Annotated in this window: 18 protein-coding genes and 1 pseudogene; 7 read left to right on the top strand and 12 right to left on the bottom strand. The window is 60.5% G+C overall.

Translation table 11 applies throughout. The features are described from left to right. Window positions 1–44 precede the first annotated feature (44 nt). The 4 genes and pseudogenes from argB to coaBC all read right to left on the bottom strand — a co-directional run bounded on the left by argB (window position 45) and on the right by coaBC (window position 4276). Complete coding sequence (argB, locus tag NR126_RS03675; protein ID WP_027616816.1) at window positions 45–950, bottom strand: acetylglutamate kinase; 906 nt, start codon at window positions 948–950, stop codon at window positions 45–47. A gap of 17 nt (window positions 951–967) precedes the next feature. Beyond that, a pseudogene (locus tag NR126_RS03670) lies at window positions 968–2344 on the bottom strand (phosphomannomutase/phosphoglucomutase); the annotation flags it as partial. 262 nt (window positions 2345–2606) lie between these two features. Then, the gene (gene dut, locus NR126_RS03665; RefSeq protein ID WP_027616818.1) at window positions 2607–3062 is read right to left on the bottom strand and encodes a dUTP diphosphatase; all 456 of its coding nucleotides are present in this window, start codon (window positions 3060–3062) and stop codon (window positions 2607–2609) included. Between the two features lie 5 nt (window positions 3063–3067). Next, entirely contained in the window at window positions 3068–4276 is a 1209-nt protein-coding gene (coaBC, locus tag NR126_RS03660; protein ID WP_027616819.1) for a bifunctional phosphopantothenoylcysteine decarboxylase/phosphopantothenate--cysteine ligase CoaBC, read from the bottom strand. Window positions 4277–4410: 134 nt separating this feature from the next. Between coaBC and radC the strand changes: the two genes are divergently transcribed. Beyond that, window positions 4411–5085, top strand: a complete 675-nt coding sequence (gene radC / locus NR126_RS03655; protein ID WP_105753570.1) for a DNA repair protein RadC — start codon at window positions 4411–4413, stop codon at window positions 5083–5085. Between the two features lie 105 nt (window positions 5086–5190). On the opposite strand, the gene NR126_RS03650 is transcribed toward radC, so the two are convergent. Beyond that, window positions 5191–6777 (bottom strand): ABC transporter substrate-binding protein, encoded by a 1587-nt coding sequence (locus NR126_RS03650; RefSeq protein ID WP_027616821.1) that lies wholly within the window; start codon window positions 6775–6777, stop codon window positions 5191–5193. A gap of 469 nt (window positions 6778–7246) precedes the next feature. Between NR126_RS03650 and rpmB the strand changes: the two genes are divergently transcribed. Together rpmB and rpmG are read left to right on the top strand one after the other, a co-directional pair. Beyond that, the gene (gene rpmB / locus NR126_RS03645; RefSeq protein WP_003177273.1) at window positions 7247–7480 is read left to right on the top strand and encodes a 50S ribosomal protein L28; all 234 of its coding nucleotides are present in this window, start codon (window positions 7247–7249) and stop codon (window positions 7478–7480) included. 11 nt (window positions 7481–7491) lie between these two features. After that, complete coding sequence (gene rpmG / locus NR126_RS03640; protein ID WP_003177274.1) at window positions 7492–7647, top strand: 50S ribosomal protein L33; 156 nt, start codon at window positions 7492–7494, stop codon at window positions 7645–7647. A gap of 81 nt (window positions 7648–7728) precedes the next feature. Here rpmG and NR126_RS03635 read toward each other — a convergent pair whose 3' ends face one another. From NR126_RS03635 to NR126_RS03625, 3 genes are all read right to left on the bottom strand, one after another. Then, on the bottom strand, window positions 7729–7947 hold the full coding sequence (locus NR126_RS03635; RefSeq protein WP_027616822.1) for an I78 family peptidase inhibitor: 219 nt from the start codon (window positions 7945–7947) through the stop codon (window positions 7729–7731). Window positions 7948–8065: 118 nt separating this feature from the next. Next, the gene (locus tag NR126_RS03630) at window positions 8066–8269 is read right to left on the bottom strand and encodes an I78 family peptidase inhibitor (protein WP_027616823.1); all 204 of its coding nucleotides are present in this window, start codon (window positions 8267–8269) and stop codon (window positions 8066–8068) included. Between the two features lie 84 nt (window positions 8270–8353). Beyond that, the gene (locus NR126_RS03625) at window positions 8354–8716 is read right to left on the bottom strand and encodes a cupin domain-containing protein (RefSeq protein WP_256829687.1); all 363 of its coding nucleotides are present in this window, start codon (window positions 8714–8716) and stop codon (window positions 8354–8356) included. A 234-nt stretch (window positions 8717–8950) separates the two neighbouring features. On the opposite strand from NR126_RS03625, the gene NR126_RS03620 reads away from it, so the two are divergent. Together NR126_RS03620 and NR126_RS03615 are read left to right on the top strand one after the other, a co-directional pair. Further along, window positions 8951–10444 (top strand): aldehyde dehydrogenase, encoded by a 1494-nt coding sequence (locus NR126_RS03620; protein WP_027616825.1) that lies wholly within the window; start codon window positions 8951–8953, stop codon window positions 10442–10444. A 112-nt stretch (window positions 10445–10556) separates the two neighbouring features. Continuing rightward, window positions 10557–11699, top strand: coding sequence for an MFS transporter (locus tag NR126_RS03615; RefSeq protein ID WP_105753573.1), 1143 nt, complete (start codon window positions 10557–10559; stop codon window positions 11697–11699). Window positions 11700–11701: 2 nt separating this feature from the next. On the opposite strand, the gene NR126_RS03610 is transcribed toward NR126_RS03615, so the two are convergent. Further along, a complete protein-coding gene (locus NR126_RS03610) occupies window positions 11702–13267 on the bottom strand; it encodes a phospholipase D family protein (RefSeq protein ID WP_256829686.1) in 1566 nt (521 codons plus the stop codon). A 55-nt stretch (window positions 13268–13322) separates the two neighbouring features. Further along, on the bottom strand, window positions 13323–14756 hold the full coding sequence (locus tag NR126_RS03605) for a PLP-dependent aminotransferase family protein (RefSeq protein WP_105753575.1): 1434 nt from the start codon (window positions 14754–14756) through the stop codon (window positions 13323–13325). Window positions 14757–14925: 169 nt separating this feature from the next. On the opposite strand from NR126_RS03605, the gene NR126_RS03600 reads away from it, so the two are divergent. Next, window positions 14926–15171, top strand: a complete 246-nt coding sequence (locus tag NR126_RS03600) for a DUF1127 domain-containing protein (RefSeq protein WP_027616829.1) — start codon at window positions 14926–14928, stop codon at window positions 15169–15171. 9 nt (window positions 15172–15180) lie between these two features. Here NR126_RS03600 and NR126_RS03595 read toward each other — a convergent pair whose 3' ends face one another. Continuing rightward, window positions 15181–16491, bottom strand: a complete 1311-nt coding sequence (locus tag NR126_RS03595; RefSeq protein ID WP_256829685.1) for an FAD-binding oxidoreductase — start codon at window positions 16489–16491, stop codon at window positions 15181–15183. Window positions 16492–16638: 147 nt separating this feature from the next. Here NR126_RS03595 and NR126_RS03590 point away from each other — a divergent pair, with 147 nt between their 5' ends. Next, window positions 16639–16992, top strand: coding sequence for a YkgJ family cysteine cluster protein (locus tag NR126_RS03590; protein WP_256829684.1), 354 nt, complete (start codon window positions 16639–16641; stop codon window positions 16990–16992). 9 nt (window positions 16993–17001) lie between these two features. On the opposite strand, the gene NR126_RS03585 is transcribed toward NR126_RS03590, so the two are convergent. Further along, window positions 17002–17490: an Lrp/AsnC ligand binding domain-containing protein gene (locus NR126_RS03585; RefSeq protein WP_003206849.1), complete on the bottom strand. Its 489-nt coding sequence runs from the start codon at window positions 17488–17490 to the stop codon at window positions 17002–17004. Between the last annotated feature and the right edge of the window lie 129 nt (window positions 17491–17619).

Below are 17619 nucleotides of genomic sequence, written 5' to 3'. Positions count from 1 at the left end.
CCGCTTAGCCAGGCTGAGCGGGGTCTTTTTGTCTGCGCTGTTGCTTACGGACGCTTGCGATTGCTGATCAGGGTGCCGACACCGGTGTCGGTGAAGATTTCCAGCAGGATCGCATTCGGCACGCGACCGTCGATGATCAGCGAGCTACCCACGCCGCCCTGCACCGCTTCGAGTGCGCAACGGATCTTCGGCAGCATGCCGCCGTAAATGGTGCCGTCGGCGATCAGTTCGTCAACTTGCTGGGTGGTCAGGCCGGTCAGGACTTGCCCGGACTTGTCCATCAGGCCGGCGATGTTGGTCAGCAGCATCAGCTTCTCGGCTTTCAGCGCTTCGGCCACCTTGCCGGCCACCAGGTCGGCGTTGATGTTGTAAGACTCGCCATTGTCACCTACGCCGATTGGCGCGATCACCGGAATGAAGTTGCCCTTGACCAACAGGTTCAGCAGTTCGGTGTTGATGCCCGTCACTTCGCCTACCTGACCGATGTCGATAATTTCCGGTTGGGTCATCTCCGGGGTCTGGCGCGTCACGGTGAGCTTCTTCGCACGAATCAGCCCGGCGTCTTTGCCGGTCAGGCCAATGGCGCTGCCACCGTGGCTGTTGATCAGGTTGACGATGCTCTTGTTGACCTGGCCGCCGAGGACCATTTCTACGACGTCCATGGTCGCAGCATCGGTGACGCGCATGCCGTCGACAAAGTGGCTTTCAATCGACAGGCGCTTGAGCAGATCACCGATCTGCGGGCCGCCGCCGTGAACGACCACCGGGTTGATACCCACGGCTTTCATCAAGACGATGTCGCGGGCGAAGCCGGTTTTCAGCTCCTCGCTTTCCATCGCGTTGCCGCCGTATTTGATCACCAGGGTCTTGCCGACATAACGTCGGATGTAGGGCAACGCTTCGGACAGGACCTGGGCGGTGTGGGCGGCGGCTTCGCGTTCGAGGGTCATTCAGGGCTCCGGGTGAATCAGAACGGTAGTTGGAGATCAGGTGCAACACGCTTCAGTTGGGTGTGGAACACATCCTTGATGCGCTGCAATTCAGCCTCGTCATCGGCCTCGAAGCGCAGTACCAGCACCGGTGTGGTGTTGGAGGCGCGTACCAGGCCCCAGCCTTTGGCATAGTCGACTCGCACACCGTCAATGGTGGTCAGGTCGGCACCGTCGCCCCACTGGGCGTCGTGCAGTGCATCAATGATGCTGAATTTGCTCTCTTCGGTCACATGGATATTGATTTCCGGCGTGGAAATATCGTTCGGGAAGGTCGCGAACAGCTCTTCAGCACTGGATTTTTCCTGGCTGAGGATTTCCAGCAGGCGTGCGGCGCTGTAGATGCCGTCGTCGAAACCGAACCAACGCTCCTTGAAGAAGATATGGCCGCTCATTTCGCCGGCCAGCAAAGCGCCGGACTGCTTCATTTTCTTTTTGATCAGCGAGTGACCGGTCTTCCACATCAGCGACTGGCCGCCATATTCCTTGATCAGCGGGATCAGACGGCGGGTGCATTTGACGTCGAAAATGATCTGCGCATCCGGATTGCGGGCCAGCACGTCGCGAGCAAACAGCATCAGCAGACGATCAGGGAAGACGATGGTCCCGGTGTTGGTCACCACACCGACGCGGTCGCCGTCGCCGTCGAAGGCCAAGCCGATGTCAGCTTGGGTTTCCTTGACCTTGGCAATCAAATCGACCAGGTTTTCCGGTTTACCCGGGTCCGGGTGGTGGTTGGGGAAATTGCCGTCGACCTCGCAGAACAACGGAATGACTTCGCAATTCAGCGCTTCGATCAATTGCGGGGCAATGACGCCCGCGGCGCCGTTACCGCAATCGACCACCACTTTCAGACGTCGGTCCAGCTTGATGTCCTGGACGACTTCAGTGGTATAGCGGTCGAGGATTTCAACCCGTGTCACGCTGCCCTGACCGCTGGTCAGATTGTTGGTTTTCAGGCGCTCGTGCAGCGCCTGGATTTGCTCATTGGCCAAGGTGTCGCCGGCAATGACGATCTTGAAACCGTTGTAGTTCGACGGGTTGTGGCTGCCAGTGAGCATCACCCCGGACTTGCCAGCCAGCACGTTGGCGGCGTAGTACAGCGCGGGTGTCGGCACGAGGCCGACGTCGCTGACATGGCAACCGCTTTCAGCGATGCCGCGGATCAGTTCGGCAACCAGCTCGGGGCCGGACAAACGACCATCACGGCCGACGGAAATGTTCGGCTCGCCTTGGGCCAGGCTCTGCGAGCCGATGGCGCGGCCGATCCAGTAGGCGGTTTCGGCATTGAGGAATTCAGGCACCGTGCCGCGAATGTCGTAGGCGCGGAAGATGCTGTCGGGTAGCGTCGGGGCGACAGGGGCGGGGCTGCTCATCTGCACAAATGCTCCATCTCGAAAGTGGCGGGACACGCCGGCGATTCAATTCGACGGCAGGCTCAAACTGAAGGGTATGACGGCGTTTTCCACCCAGAGTTCGTGGTATGAAAGGGCCATGACGCCTTGTCTGGCGTGGCTTTGGCTCGCCAATGCCTTGAATTCCGGCGCTAAACCTTGCAGATGACAATCTGAAATTCATGGCGAGGAATGCCTGCTCGCCATGACGGGTTTTTCCCGGTTACTGGGTCCCGGAGTGGCCGAAACCGCCAGCGCCGCGCTCGGTTTCAACGAATTCCTCAACCATTTCGAAGTGCGCTTGCACAACCGGCACCAACACCAGCTGCGCCAGGCGCTCGCCGACGGTCATGGTGAAATCAGTCTGGCCACGGTTCCAGCAGGACACCATCAGCGGGCCCTGGTAGTCGGAGTCGATCAGGCCAACCAGGTTGCCCAGTACGATGCCGTGTTTGTGGCCCAGGCCCGAACGCGGAAGGATCAGTGCCGCCAGGCCCGGATCGCCGATGTACACCGACAGGCCGGTGGGGATCAGCAGGGTTTCACCCGGTTTGATCACCGTGTCCTGGTCCAGCATGGCCCGCAGGTCAAGGCCGGCGGAGCCAGGGGTGGCGTACTGGGGCAGCGGGAATTCGCGGCCGATGCGTGGGTCGAGGATTTTGGCTTGCAAAGCGTGCATACGAGTTAAACCTGGTTCAGACGTTCGGCGATAAAAGTGATCAGCTGGCGGGCAATCTTGCCCTTGCTGGTCTGGGCGAAAAGGGTGGCTTGCAGTTCACGGTCGATCACGCTGCAAGCGTTTTCCTCGCTGTTGAAGCCAATGCTGGGGTTGGCCACGTCATTGGCGACGATCAAGTCGAGGTTCTTGTCCTTGAGCTTGCGTGCGGCGTAATCGAGCAGGTGTTCGGTCTCGGCGGCGAAGCCGACGCTGAACGGACGATCGGGGCGGGTGGAAATGGTGGCCAGAATGTCTGGGTTACGCACCATTTGCAGGACAAAACCATCGCCGGTCGTAGGGTCTTTCTTGAGTTTTTGTGGCGCAACGACTTCCGGGCGGTAGTCTGCAACCGCGGCGGAGGCAATAAACAGATCACACGGGATCGCGGCTTCACAGGCGGCGAGCATGTCGCGAGCGCTGACCACATCGATGCGCGTGACTCGATCTGGCGTCGGCAAATGCACCGGACCGGTGATCAAGGTGACGCGGGCGCCCGCTTCGACAGCGGCTTCAGCCAGGGCGAAACCCATTTTTCCGGAGCTGTGGTTGGTGATGTAGCGTACCGGATCGATGTTTTCCTGGGTCGGGCCGGCGGTGATCAGGACGTGGCGGCCAGTCAATGCCTGGCGCTGGAAGCAGTCGGCGGCACATTGGGCCAGGTCATCGGCTTCCATCATGCGGCCCATGCCCACGTCGCCGCAGGCCTGGCTACCTGACGCCGGGCCGAAGACCTTGAGACCCCGGCTCTCGAGCAATTGGGTATTGGCCTGGGTAGCCGGGTCGCGCCACATGGCCTGGTTCATGGCGGGTGCCAAGGCGACGATGGCGTCGGTGGCCAGTACCAGGGTGGTCAGCAGGTCGTTGGCGATGCCCTGGGCCAGGCGGGCGATCACGTCCGCGGTGGCCGGTGCGATCAGCACCAGGTCTGCCCATTTGGCCAGTTCGATGTGGCCCATCGCGGCTTCGGCGGCCGGGTCCAGCAGGTCCAGGTGCACCGGGTGCCCGGAGAGCGCCTGCATGGTTAGCGGGGTAATGAACTCGCTGCCGCCACGGGTCATGACCACGCGCACTTCTGCGCCCTGGTCGATCAGGCGGCGAACCAGTTCGGCGCTCTTGTAGGCCGCAATGCCGCCGCCGACGCCCAGAACGATGCGTTTCCGATACAGCCGCTGCATAGGTCTGCCTTTCATTTCGTTGATGACTGCATGGCGAAACCCCCTCCCCAGGGTGAAATCGCCTGCAAAAAAGATGGGCTACGATATCACAGCGACCGCAACGGAACAGCGGCGCCCACATACAGGGAGGTGCTATGAGCATTCGGGATTGGCCGGCGACGGAACGGCCGCGAGAGAAACTTCTGGAACTGGGTTCGGCGAGCCTGTCGGACGCTGAGCTTCTGGCTATTTTCCTGCGCACCGGGGTCGCTGGGAAAAGTGCCGTCGACCTTGCGCGGCACCTGCTGAAGCAATTTGGCAGCCTGCGCAGTCTGTTCGAGGCGGACCAGCAGGCATTCGCCAGCCAGTTGGGGCTGGGCCCGGCAAAGTTCGCCCAGTTGCAGGCAGTGCTCGAGATGGCTCGCCGTCACCTGGCGGAGCGCTTGAGCCTTGAATCGGTGCTCAAGAGTCCGGATGACGTGCGCAACTACCTCAAAGCCATGTTGCGGCACGAGCCGCATGAGGTGTTTGGCTGTCTGTTTCTGGATACCCGGCATCGGGTGCTGGCATTCGAGACGCTGTTTCGCGGTTCGATCGATAACACCAGCGTCCATCCACGCCAGGTGGTCAAGCGCGCATTGGCACACAACGCGGCAGCATTGATCCTGTGCCACAACCATCCTTCCGGGCATGCGGAGGCCAGCCAGGCTGACCGAATGCTCACCAAGCGCCTGCAGGAGGCGCTGGAGTTGGTTGACGTGCGGGTGCTTGACCACTTTATCGTGGGAGACGGTGATCCCTTGTCGATGGCCGAATACGGCTGGATGTGAGCGCCGAGCCCCCTGTAATCGGAGCGAGCCTGCTCGCGATCAACGCACACAAGATGACTGACACGACGCCATCGCGAGCAGGCTTGCTCCTACAGGTTCTGCGGGTTACTTGATATTGACCTTGGAAAAGTCCTGGCGGCCAAACGGGCTGACTTGATAACCCTGAACGTCCTTGCGCGTCAGGGCATAGGCAGTAGGGTGGGCCAGTGGCAGCCAAAGGGCCTGCTGATGAATCTGCGCCTGGGCCTGTTCATAGAGCTTGCTGCGCACGCCTTGCTCGGTGGTGGTCTTGCCGGCGCTGATCAGCTTATCCAGGCCTTGGTCGCAATACCGCGCAAAGTTGGTACCCGACTTGACTGCGGCGCAGGAAAATTGCGGTGTCAGGAAGTTGTCCGGATCACCGTTGTCGCCGGCCCAACCCATGAACAGCAGATCATGTTCGCCGGCCTTGGCGCGACGAATCAACTCGCCCCATTCGATCACGCGGATTTCTGCCTGAATGCCGATTTCCGCCAGGTCAGCCTGCAGCAGTTGGGCGCCCAGGCTCGGGTTGGGATTGAGCAGACTGCCGGAGGGGCGCGTCCAGATGGTGGTCTGGAAACCCTCCTTGAGGCCGGCCTTGGTCATCAACGCTCGAGCCTTGGCCAGGTCTTTGGGATAGTCGGGCAGGTCTTTGGCATAGCTCCAGGTATTGGGCGGGTAAGGCCCGTTTGCGGCTTGCGCAGTGTCTTCGAAGACTGCCTTCAGATAGCTCGGCTTGTCGAACGCGAGGTTGATCGCCTGGCGCACTTCCGGCTTGTCCAGAGGTGGGTGAGTGCTGTTGATCGCCACGAAGGCGGTCATGAATGCCGGCGTGCTCTCGACCTTGAGCGTGGGCTCCTGGGCGGCGGCCTGGACATCCAGCGGTTTGGGCGACAGGGCAATCTGGCACTCGTTACGCCGCAGTTTTTGCAGGCGCACGTTGGCATCCGGGGTGATAGCGAATATCAGGGGATCGACTGCAGGCTTGCCCGCGAAGTAGTCGCGGTTGGCCTTGTAGCGAATTGAAGCGTCTTTCTGGAAGCGCGCAAAAACGAAGGGGCCGGTGCCGATCGGTTGGCTATTGAGCTTTTCCGGGGTGCCGGCCTTGAGTAACTGATCCGCGTATTCCGCCGAATAGATTGAAGCGAAGCCCATGCTCAGGGTCGCGAGGAAGGTTGAATCGGCGTGGTCAAGAGTGAAGCGCACGGTCAGCGGGTCAAGGGCGTCGATTTTCTTGATCAATGCGGGCAGCTGCATCGACTGGGCATGGGGGAAGCCGCTTTGGGCGACTTTGTGCCAGGGGTTGGCCGGATCGAGCATGCGATCAAAGCTGAATTTCACGTCTTCAGCGGTCATTTCGCGGGTCGGACTGAAATAGTCGGTGCGGTGAAACTTAACCTGCGGGTGCAGTTTGAACACGTACGTCAGGCCATCGGCCGAGACTTCCCAGCTGTCGGCCAGGCTCGGGATCACCTTGGCGCTGCGGGTGTCAAAGTCCACGAGGCGATTCATCAATACGTCGGCCGATGCGTTGGTGGTGGTCAGCGAATTGTATTGAACGACATCGAAGCCCTCCGGGCTGGCCTCGGTGCAGACGCTCAGGGCGGCAGCCTGGGCCAGTGGGCTCAGCAAGAGTGGGGCGAGCAACAGCGGTAGGGCAGCGAGGCGCATGTGTGGATTCCTTTGCAGATCGAAGGCCCATCTGCGAGTGCAGTCTGGAAAAGGCTTACCCTAGTGGCCTGTCTTGCAAATGACTATCCCCTTTTTCAATTTGTCGGTGCTTCTAATAGGCGGGCAAGGTCCCGCCATGCTGCGAATTAGCGTAAAGTAGCGCCGGTGTAGCTTGAGGGTGAGCCGCTTTGTCGATGTTCTGCGACGAGTGGTCTTTCCCACTGATAGCCTTTATCCAAAGCGCCTGGCGCCGTAAAACCGGGCTTTTGGAAAACTCTATTTACACCAATAGTTGTTGCCCTGAGGTCTTTCTGGTATAAAGCAGCGCTCTTTTCTAGGGGCCCGGTTCCTTCACTGTAGGTGTAGCCGGTAAGACCTCTAAAGAAACGCGGCGCCTGGCGCCACAATGACTAGAGATTAAGCGGCCAACCCATGCCGGGTTGGGCATGTGGTTTTAGAGGGCTGAGGCATGTCTAGAGTATGTCAAGTTACCGGTAAGGGTCCGGTAACCGGGAATAACATTTCCCACGCAAACAACAAAACCCGTCGTCGTTTCCTGCCGAACCTGCAGCATCACCGCTTTTGGGTTGAAGAAGAGAAACGTTTCGTGCGTCTGCGCGTATCCGCCAAAGGCATGCGTATCATCGACAAGCGCGGCATCAGCGTCGTGCTGGCCGAACTTCGTCGCGATGGCAAGGTTTAAGGGAGCTAATCATGCGTGAATTGATTCGTTTGATCTCGAGCGCCGGTACTGGTCACTTCTACACTACCGACAAGAACAAGCGTACTACCCCGGACAAAATCGAGATCAAGAAATATGATCCGGTTGTTCGCAAGCACGTGATCTACAAGGAAGGCAAAATCAAGTAATTGATTTTTCCCTCTTACGAAAAAGGCCCGTATCGCGAGATACGGGCCTTTTTTGTTGCGCCGCGAACAGCCGTCAGGCAGTCAACCGCACTGAATGCTGACGATGACTCTGTCGGCATTGGTCAGCAGGCTGATGCGATTCGGCACTCGCTTGCGATCCGAGGCATAGCGCGGGCCGGTGACCCGTACCGGTGCGCCATTGGCCCTGGCGCGAACCTCTTCGAGCAGTTGCGGGGTGAACGTCTGGCCTACTGTGTATTGGGCGATCGAAACATCGCACAAGTCTTGTGTATCAGGCATGGTGCCTCCTTGCAGGTTTCGGGTGGCGGACGTCCTGTGCGCTCCCGTTGATATAGAAAAAGGCCCGTCTCACGAGAGACGGGCCTTTTTCATTGTGCGCTTAGCGGTGCAACGCGTCTCAACCGAAGCGGAATGCTTCAATGTTGCCGCTGGCATTGGCAACGATATGAATGCGCGCAGCATCCATCTCTTTGGTCGCGACTTCGCCGGCACCTACAACGCGGTCACGGCCGGTCAGTTGGCTGACAGTAGCCTTCACGGAAGTGGTGTAAGGCTGGCCGATCAGGTGTTGCAGTGCTTGCAGTGCTTGTTCGTTGGTCATGTTCATTATTCCGTTAATGAAGTGAGATGTCCGAATGGACAGGGCAATCCTCCTCCGGAAAATGACCCGCGATGCGGTAAATAGTTAGGCTTTTGCCTCAAACGCCACATAGATCTTGCGGCAGTGTTCCAGCACTTCCCAGGTGCCTTTGAAGCCGGCGGGGATGACAAACCGATCGCCAACGCGCAGGGTCTTCGCATTGCCGTCCTGGTCGCGCAGAACAGAAACGCCCTGGACGATTTCGCAGTATTCATGCTCGGTGAAATTCACCGTCCATTGTCCGACCGCACCCTCCCACACCCCCGCGTTCAACTGCCCACAAGGGCTGTTGTAATGGTTGAAGACGGTCTGCTCCGGATCGCCCTTGAGGACTTTGGCCGGATCCGGGCGATAGCGCTCGGCGGCAGTGGTGGCATGGCTGAAGTCGACGATGTCCTGGATGCTCATTCTTGTAATCCCCCGTGAATGCGACGCGAGTGGTTGGAAAACGCCGAGTCTATGTTTATTAAAATGAACATCGCAAGGCCGTTTGTTGAGCATTTGTCAAATATATTGAAACTTGAGGTGCGGCTGGTTTAGGGTGGTGGGTGCCTCGGGCCGATTACAGGCTGGCCGGGCCCAATTCCTGACAGCGTCCGCGAACAGTGTGGGCGACGTATTCAATAAGAGGAGGACACTCGCATGACCACCCTGACTCGTGCCGACTGGGAACAACGTGCCCGCGACCTGAAAATCGAAGGCCGCGCCTACATCAATGGCGAATACACCGATGCGGTCTCCAGCGAGACATTCGAGTGCATCAGCCCGGTCGATGGTCGTCTGCTGGGCAAGATCGCCAGCTGTGACGCCGCCGATGCCCAGCGCGCCGTGGAAAACGCTCGCGCCACGTTCAACTCCGGCGTCTGGTCGCGCCTGGCGCCGGCCAAGCGCAAATCCACCATGATCCGTTTTGCCGGCCTGCTCAAGCAGCACGCCGAAGAGCTGGCTTTGCTTGAAACCCTGGACATGGGCAAGCCCATCAGCGACTCCCTGTACATCGACGTTCCTGGCGCAGCCCAGGCGCTGAGCTGGAGCGGCGAGGCCATCGACAAGATCTACGACGAAGTGGCCGCAACCCCTCATGATCAGTTGGGCCTGGTGACCCGCGAGCCGGTAGGTGTGGTTGGCGCCATCGTGCCGTGGAACTTCCCGTTGATGATGGCGTGCTGGAAGCTGGGTCCGGCGCTGTCCACCGGTAACTCGGTGATCCTCAAACCGTCCGAAAAATCGCCGCTGACCGCCATCCGTATCGCCGCACTGGCTGTCGAAGCGGGCATCCCGAAAGGCGTGCTCAACGTGCTGCCAGGCTACGGTCACACCGTCGGCAAGGCGCTCGCCCTGCACATGGACGTCGATACCCTGGTATTCACCGGTTCGACCAAGATCGCCAAGCAACTGATGATCTATTCCGGTGAGTCGAACATGAAGCGGGTGTGGCTGGAAGCCGGTGGCAAAAGCCCGAACATCGTGTTCGCCGATGCGCCGGACCTGCAAGCCGCTGCCGAGTCCGCAGCCGGCGCCATCGCGTTCAACCAGGGCGAGGTGTGCACCGCCGGTTCGCGCCTGCTGGTGGAGCGTTCGATCAAGGACAAATTCCTGCCGCTGGTGATCGAGGCGCTGAAAACCTGGAAGCCGGGCAATCCGCTGGATCCGTCCACTACCGTGGGTGCGCTGGTCGATACCCAGCAAATGAATACCGTCCTGTCCTACATCGAGTCCGGGCACAGCGATGGCGCCAAACTGGTTGCCGGCGGCAAGCGTATCCTCGAGGAAACCGGTGGTACCTACGTCGAGCCGACCATTTTCGACGGCGTGAGCAACGCGATGAAAATCGCCCAGGAAGAAATCTTCGGCCCAGTGCTGTCGGTGATTACTTTCGACAGCGCCGAAGAAGCCGTTGCGATCGCCAACGACACTCCTTACGGCCTGGCCGCAGCGGTATGGACTCAGGACATCTCCAAGGCACACCTGACCGCCAAGGCCCTGCGCGCCGGTAGCGTGTGGGTCAACCAGTACGATGGCGGCGACATGACCGCACCGTTCGGCGGCTTCAAGCAGTCGGGCAACGGCCGTGACAAGTCGCTGCACGCGTTCGACAAGTACACCGAACTGAAGGCGACCTGGATCAAGCTGTAACGCCTCTGGCGGGCGTTCGACGCCCGCCTTGATCCACTCGCAGCCGGGCTCTTCGCAAGAAGGTCCGGCTGTGTTGTCTCTGCCATAAAAATTATCCACAGGAGCGTGGAACATGCGTTGGGGCACCTATTTCGCCGTTTTGGCGTCAGTCCTGAGTGTCGGCCTGGCCCTGGGCGTCAGCATGCCGCTGGTGTCTTTCCGCCTGGAAAGCTGGGGCTATGGCTCGTTTGCGATCGGGGTCATGGCGGCCATGCCGGCGGTGGGGGTGCTGCTGGGGGCGAAAGTCTCCAGTCGCTTGGCAGCCCGGCTGGGCACTGCCAACCTGATGCGCCTGTGTTTGTGGGCCGGCGCGCTGTCCATCGGCTTGCTGGCACTGCTGCCCAGCTACCCGGTGTGGCTGCTGCTACGGCTGATGATTGGGGTCATCCTGACCATCGTGTTCATTCTCGGTGAAAGCTGGATCAATCAATTGGTGGTCGAGCAATGGCGCGGCCGCCTGGTAGCGCTGTATGGCTGCAGTTACGCCTTGAGCCAATTGGCCGGTCCGCTGTTGCTGGGGGTGTTGGGCACTGCCAACGATATGGGGTTCTGGGTCGGCGTCGCGTTGCTGATGATTTCACCGTTGGTGCTGTTGGGGCGCAGCGGTGCACCGAGCAGTGAGGCGATGAGCGTGACTTTCAGGGACTTGCTGGGATTTTGCCGCGGCCTGCCAGCGATTGCCTGGGGGGTGTCGTTATTCGCGGCCTTCGAGGCGATGATTCTTACTTTGTTGCCGGTATATTGCCTGCAACAGGGGTTCACTGAGCAAGTCGCCCTGGCGATGGTCAGCACAGTGGTCGTAGGGGATGCATTGCTGCAGTTGCCAATTGGTGCCTTGGCGGACTATCTGTCGCGACGCGCCTTGTTCACCGGCTGTGCGGTGATCCTCATGCTCTCGAGCCTGGCGATTCCGATGCTGCTCGATACTCTGCTGATCTGGCCGCTCTGGGTATTGTTCGGGGCCAGCGCCGGCGGGCTGTTCACCTTGTCGCTGATCCTGATTGGCGAGCGTTACCGTGACGATGCCCTGGTGCGTGCCAACGCCCATGTCGCACAACTGTGGGGTATCGGTTGCCTGATCGGGCCGCTCGCTGCGGGCGCTGGCAGCCAGTGGGTCAGCGGCCACGCCTTGCCGCTGTTGATGGCGGCGGGGGCCTTTGGTCTGGTGATCCTGCTAGTGCGTCAGGGCGCGTTTGGTGAGGCGCAGCCGGCCTGAGGCTAAAGCATGCGCTCCAGACCCACAGTGTTGCTGAGCCAGGCATTGAAACGTCGCCACCAATTGCCTGGCTCACGCGTCAGGGTATGCAGTTGACCATTGTCTTCAGTGACCCAGACCACCGCGCCGTCCTGCAGTCGCACTTCGTAGCTCAAGGTCGGCGCCATGCCTTGCAAGGCCAGTTCGCGCACCCGCCCGGCCAGTTCCGGGCTGTCGACCAGAACCCCGACCTCGGTGTTCCACAGCACCGAACGCGGATCGAAATTGAACGAGCCGATGAATGCCTTTTGCCCGTCGAAGATGATCGCCTTGCTGTGCAGGCTGGAATCGGAGCCGCGATAGGTTGAGCTGCGGAACAGGTTCGGACCGCTACCACCGCCGTCGCCCGGCTGCCGGCGCAATTCAAACAGGCGCACACCGTGCTCCAGCAAGGCTTTGCGGTAGGGCGCGTAGCCGCCGTGGACCGCGGGCACGTCGGTGGCATCGAGAGAGTTGGTCAGCAGGCTGACCGCTACCCCGGCATCCGCGCGTCCGGTCAGGTAGACCAGGCCAGGCGGGCCGGGCACGAAGTAGGCGGAGACCATCACCAGTTCCTTGCTGACGCGTTGCATCTCGGGTGCCAGTTGGGTGGTCAGCAACAGCTGCGGATCGGGCTCGCCGCTGGCCAGGACTTTACTCGGCGCGTCCCACAACGCCTGGTTCCAGGCCCAGATCAGCTCGCTTCGCCAGAGGTCCAGGCGCGGATCGGTCTGGTAGGTCTTCAGTTGCTGGTAAAGCGCATGGTTCTGTCGGCGGGTCTCGTCGAGGGACGCCTGCAGCCGTTCGCGGCTCCTGGCCAGGTCGCCGGTGTCGGGCTGACTGGAGACGACTTCGGCAATGGGCTTGCTCAAGGCGCTGTTCCAGTATTGATCGAAGCTGTGCCCGAGCTGTTCAGCGACCGGGCCGATCCCCAGCAAATCGATATCGGTGAAGTTGAGCTTGGGCTCGGCATCGAAGTATTCGTCGCCAATATTGCGCCCGCCGACAATCGCCGCGCTGTTGTCAGCCAGCCACAGCTTGTTGTGCATGCGCCGGTGTTGCAGCGACAGATCAAAAAGCCGGCCCATGGCCCGCGTGACACCGGTGCTGCGGCCCAGGGCCAGGGGGTTGAACAGGCGAATCTGGATCTGCGGATGGGCGGCGAGGGTGGCGATGGTCTGATCCTGGCCATCGCTGGTGAAGTCGTCGAGCAAGATGCGAACACGCACGCCGCGGTCGGCAGCCTTGAGCAGTTCACTCACCAGCAGCCGGGTGCTGATGCCGTCATGGACGATGTAGTACTGCAAGTCGAGACTGCGTTGCGCGTTGCGGATCAGCTCGGCCCGGGCAGCGAAGGCTTCGCTGCTGTCCGAAAGCAGGCGAAAACCGGAGCGTCCCTGGTGTTCGGCCGCCTGGGCCTGGATCGAGCGGCCGAACGCCGACTCGGCCGCCGGCAATGCCTGGCTGGCCTCGCGTGGCACATTCAGGGTGGCGCAGCCGCTGATCAGCGTGACGAGTAACGCACAGAGGAGGGCGTGTCGTGGGCGCAAGACGAAGTTTCCCGCAAATGACCAGGCTCGAAGTATGGCACGGCTTTGCCGATGTTCAGCGGTCGTCGTCGGGGCATTCGGCCAGCAGCTTGATCGCCGCCGCACCGACCTTGCGCACCGCCTCTTCGACCTGAGGCGTCGGTTTGGCCGCGTAGTTCATGCGCAGGCAATTTCGGTACTTGCCCGAGGCGGAAAAGATACTGCCGACGGCGATCTGTACGCCCTGGTCGAGCAAGACCCGATTGAGCTTGAGGGTGTCGAAACTCTCCGGCAATTCCACCCACAGCATGAAGCTGCCCTGAGGGCGGCTGGCGCGGGTGCCGGCCGGAAAATAGCGACTGACCCAATCCAGCATCAGATCGCGATTGCGCTGGTATTGAGTGCGCATCCGCCGCAAATGAGGTTCGAAATGGCCGCCTTTGAGGAATTCGGCAATGGCGATCTGCGGTTGTGGCGCGGTCGAGCCGGTGCTGATGTATTTCATGTGCAGCACTCGCTCCAGGTACCGTCCCGGCGCCACCCAGCCAATGCGCAGGCCGGGGGCCAACGTCTTGGAGAACGAACTGCACAACAGCACGCGACCGTCCTCGTCGAAAGACTTGATGGTGCGGGGTCGAGGATAGGTATAGGCGAGTTCGCCATACACATCGTCTTCGATGATGGCCACGTCAAAGCGCTGGGCGAGCGTCAACAACGCGCGTTTGCGCGACTCCGGCATGATGTAGCCCAGTGGGTTGTTGCAGTTTGGCGTCAACTGTATGGCCTTGATTGGCCATTGTTCCAGAGCCAATTCCAGCGCTTCGAGGCTGATCCCGGTGAGCGGGTCGGTGGGGATTTCCAGGGCTTTCATCCCCAGGCCCTTGAGGGTCTGCATGGCCCCGTGAAAGCTCGGCGAATCCACCGCCACGATGTCACCCGGCGCACAGATTGCGCGAATGCTGGTGGACAGGGCTTCGTGGCAACCGGTGGTAATCACCAGGTCGTTGGCGCTCAACTGGCTGCCGGAGTCGAGCATCAGCCGGGCAATTTGTTCGCGCAGTTCGAGGGTGCCGTAGATGTTGTCGTAATACAGTCCGGGCATGTCCTGTCGGCGACTGATGCGCGCCAGGTTGCGCAGCAGCGGTTTCATGGTCGGCGTAGTGACGTCGGGCATGCCGCGGCCCAACTGCACCACGTCCTTGCGCGGCACGGCGCGAATCAGTTCGAGCACCTGATCCCACTGCGAAATATCCACCGGGCGCTGAGCGGGACGCCCCACTACCGGCAGCTCGGGCAGTTCGCGCCCGACCGGCACGAAATAGCCGGACTTCGGCTTGGGCCGCGCCAGTCCGCTGTCCTCCAGTACCCGATAAGCCTGTTGCACGGTGCTCAGGCTGACGCCGTGTTCAATGCTCAAGGCCCGCACCGAGGGCAGGCGGTCGCCGGGGCGGTAGAAGCCTTGTTCGATGCGGGTGCCGAGCAATTCGGCGAGGTTGACGTAAAGCGTCATGGCGCAGCCTCAGGGTGGGTACCAGTACAGATGCGTGGAAAAACCGTGATTCAGCCGGGAATTCGGAAAAACTGTATGGAAGTAATACAGCTCTATTGAATCTGTAACGGTTTTTCTGCTCCGCGCATCATGGAATCTCTGGCTACCCAAGTAAACAGGAGCATGCGAAATGAACGGCTTGAGCGATGTGCGGTTGACGTTACACAGTCAGGAACTGGAGGCAGGGCGTGAGTGGGGCATGGGTGCGCAAGCGCTGCGCAATGCCCCGTCCTGCCTGGGCCGCTGGGGCCTGTTCTGGCATCGTCTGCACACGCGCAAGACCTTGCTCGAGCTGACGCCTGAGCAGTTGCGCGATGTTGGGTTGAGCCGGGAGCAGGCGCGGGCTGAAGGCCTGAAGCCGTTCTGGCGCTTGTGATCGATCCGGTCAGACCAACTCTTTAAGGCGATGCCACAGCATGCCCAAGGCCAGCAGCGGAGAGCGCAAGTGTCGACCGCCAGGGAACGTGATGTGCGGGACCTTGGCGAACAGGTCAAAGCCGCCGCCTTGCTGGCCGCTGATGGCTTCGCCGAGCAGCTTGCCGGCCAGGTGAGTGGCATTCACCCCATGGCCTGAATACGCCTGGGCGTAATACACATTCGGTTGATCCTTGAGGCGGCCGATTTGTGGTAGGCGATTGGCGCCGATACCAATCATTCCGCCCCACTGATAGTCGATCCGCACGCTTGCCAGTTGCGGGAATACCTCGAGCATCTTTGGTCGCATATAGGCGGCGATGTCCGCCGGATCGCGGCCGGAGTAGTGACAGGCGCCGCCAAACAGCAGGCGTCGGTCCGCCGAAAGACGGTAGTAGTCCAGTGCCACACGCTGGTCGCACACTGCCATATTCTGTGGCAGGACGGCGTGTGCCTGCTCTTCACTCAAGGGCTCGGTGGCGATGATGTAGCTGCCGGCCGGAAGCACTTTGCCGCTGAGTTCCGGGTTGAGGTTATTCAGATAGGCATTGCAGCCCAGCACCAGGGTTTTGGCGCGAACCGTGCCCTGAACTGTGTGGACTTTGATCTCCTGGCCATAGTCGATGCGCGTGACAGCGGATTGTTCGAACAATCGCACGCCCAGTTGCGTGGCGGCGGCGGCTTCGCCCAGCGCGAGGTTCAGCGGGTGCAGATGGCCGGAGCCCATATCGATCAGGCCACCGACATAGCGGTCCGACCCCACCACGCTGCGCATTTCGTCAGCCTGCAGCAGGCGAGTCTCATGGCGATAGCCAAGGCTGCGCAGCTCTGCCGCGTCTTCGGCAAAACCTTCAAGGTCGCGGGGCTTGTTGGCCAGGTCGCAGTAGCCCCAGGTCAGGTCGCAGGCGATCTGGAACTGTTCGACGCGCTGGCGGACCAGGTCCACCGCTTCCAGTCCCATCAGCTTCATCTGGCGCACACCCTCGGCGCCCAGCACCGGGGCGAACTGGTCGAGGCCATGGCCGACGCCGCGAATCAATTGCCCGCCATTGCGCCCACTGGCACCCCAACCGATCTTGCGGGCTTCGAGCAGGATCACGCTGAAGCCGCGCTGGGCCAATTCGATCGCTGTGTTCAAGCCGGAAAAGCCGCCGCCGACCACGCAGACGTCAGCCAATTGTTCGCCTTGCAACACCGGATAATCCGGCTGCGCCAGGCTCGTGGCAGCGTAATAGGAGGCGGTGTGGTTGCTCGGCGCCGGTGGCTGAACGCGGACAGTCATGGGGCGATCCTGATAGTCGGGTGTTGAGTAAATTTTACGGAGCATAAGCCGGACCTTTCAGCCTGGGCAACATTGGTCGGTTGCGGCTGTATGGTGTCGTGTATTTAAGGCAAAATTCCGGCCTGTCCTATTTCGGTATTCGTTTCGATGAGCTGCAACCGCCAGACCGTCCGCACACTGCGTCAGCAGATTCCCTCATTCGAGTGTGTGCCCGGCTGCCATGATTGCTGCGGCCCGGTGACCACTTCTCCGGAAGAAATGTCGCGACTGCCGCGCAAGACCCGCGCCGAGCAGGACGCCGCCATGGACGAACTCAACTGCGTGCACCTGGGTCCTGAAGGCTGCACTGTGTATGACGAACGCCCGCTGATCTGTCGTCTGTTCGGTACTACACCGAGCCTGCCATGCCCCAACGGCCGTGGCCCTGTGGAGCTGATTCACCCGCGGGTCGAGAAACAGATTCACGCCTATATGGCCAGCACACGGCAGGTTCTGGTTTAGCGATTCGGATCAATCCGGGATCGGCAGGTTCAGGCTTTCCTTTACTTCTTCCATCACGATATAGCTCTTGGACTCACGCACGTGAGGCAGCTTGAGCAGGATGTCGCCCAGCAATTTGCGGTACGAGGCCATCTCGGAAATCCGCGCCTTTACCAGGTAATCGAAGTCGCCGGACACCAGGTGACATTCCAATACATGGGGCAATTTCAGTACGGCGCGTCGGAACTCTTCAAAGGTGTCGCCGGATTTGTAGTCGAGGCTGATCTCGACGAACACCAGCAGGCTGCCCTTGAGGTGTTGCGGGTTGAGCCGGGCGTTGTAGCCCATGATGATCCCCTCGCGCTCCAGGCGCCGCACTCGCTCGGTGCAGGGCGTGGTCGATAAACCGACCTTTTCCCCCAGTTCGGTGAACGAAATCCGTCCGTCCGCTTGCAGGATCCGCAGGATGTTGCGGTCGATCTTATCCAGCTCACGTTTGGTCTGGGTGTTGGTACGCATAGGGGATGCGCCTCCGTGAAAAGGGATTTTGCCGAGAATTGTCGCCAAATATAGGCGTTTATATAGTGAAAAGCACTGGCAAATGTTTTTTACACTGCGCCCATCAATGCTCGTACACAACACACGTCA

Source organism: Pseudomonas sp. Pse1, from assembly GCF_024519635.1.
Classification (GTDB): domain Bacteria; phylum Pseudomonadota; class Gammaproteobacteria; order Pseudomonadales; family Pseudomonadaceae; genus Aquipseudomonas.
The sequence above is the reverse complement of the archived record's forward strand: the minus strand, read 5'-3'. Positions and strand labels throughout refer to the sequence as shown.

Bases quoted from the DNA above. Each gene is read 5' to 3' on its own strand.
- dut (WP_027616818.1), bottom strand. From the start codon at position 3,062: ATGCACGCTTTGCAAGCCAAAATCCTCGACCCACGCATCGGCCGCGAA.
- NR126_RS03625 (WP_256829687.1), bottom strand. From the start codon at position 8,716: ATGAGCATCCAGGACATCGTCGACTTCAGCCATGCCACCACTGCCGCC.
- NR126_RS03605 (WP_105753575.1), bottom strand. From the start codon at position 14,756: ATGACGCTTTACGTCAACCTCGCCGAATTGCTCGGCACCCGCATCGAA.
- rpmB (WP_003177273.1), top strand. From the start codon at position 7,247: ATGTCTAGAGTATGTCAAGTTACCGGTAAGGGTCCGGTAACCGGGAAT.
- NR126_RS03595 (WP_256829685.1), bottom strand. From the start codon at position 16,491: ATGACTGTCCGCGTTCAGCCACCGGCGCCGAGCAACCACACCGCCTCC.
- NR126_RS03615 (WP_105753573.1), top strand. From the start codon at position 10,557: ATGCGTTGGGGCACCTATTTCGCCGTTTTGGCGTCAGTCCTGAGTGTC.
- NR126_RS03635 (WP_027616822.1), bottom strand. From the start codon at position 7,947: ATGCCTGATACACAAGACTTGTGCGATGTTTCGATCGCCCAATACACA.
- argB (WP_027616816.1), bottom strand. From the start codon at position 950: ATGACCCTCGAACGCGAAGCCGCCGCCCACACCGCCCAGGTCCTGTCC.
- NR126_RS03590 (WP_256829684.1), top strand. From the start codon at position 16,639: ATGAGCTGCAACCGCCAGACCGTCCGCACACTGCGTCAGCAGATTCCC.
- NR126_RS03620 (WP_027616825.1), top strand. From the start codon at position 8,951: ATGACCACCCTGACTCGTGCCGACTGGGAACAACGTGCCCGCGACCTG.
- NR126_RS03650 (WP_027616821.1), bottom strand. From the start codon at position 6,777: ATGCGCCTCGCTGCCCTACCGCTGTTGCTCGCCCCACTCTTGCTGAGC.
- coaBC (WP_027616819.1), bottom strand. From the start codon at position 4,276: ATGCAGCGGCTGTATCGGAAACGCATCGTTCTGGGCGTCGGCGGCGGC.
- NR126_RS03600 (WP_027616829.1), top strand. From the start codon at position 14,926: ATGAACGGCTTGAGCGATGTGCGGTTGACGTTACACAGTCAGGAACTG.
- radC (WP_105753570.1), top strand. From the start codon at position 4,411: ATGAGCATTCGGGATTGGCCGGCGACGGAACGGCCGCGAGAGAAACTT.
- rpmG (WP_003177274.1), top strand. From the start codon at position 7,492: ATGCGTGAATTGATTCGTTTGATCTCGAGCGCCGGTACTGGTCACTTC.
- NR126_RS03585 (WP_003206849.1), bottom strand. From the start codon at position 17,490: ATGCGTACCAACACCCAGACCAAACGTGAGCTGGATAAGATCGACCGC.
- NR126_RS03630 (WP_027616823.1), bottom strand. From the start codon at position 8,269: ATGACCAACGAACAAGCACTGCAAGCACTGCAACACCTGATCGGCCAG.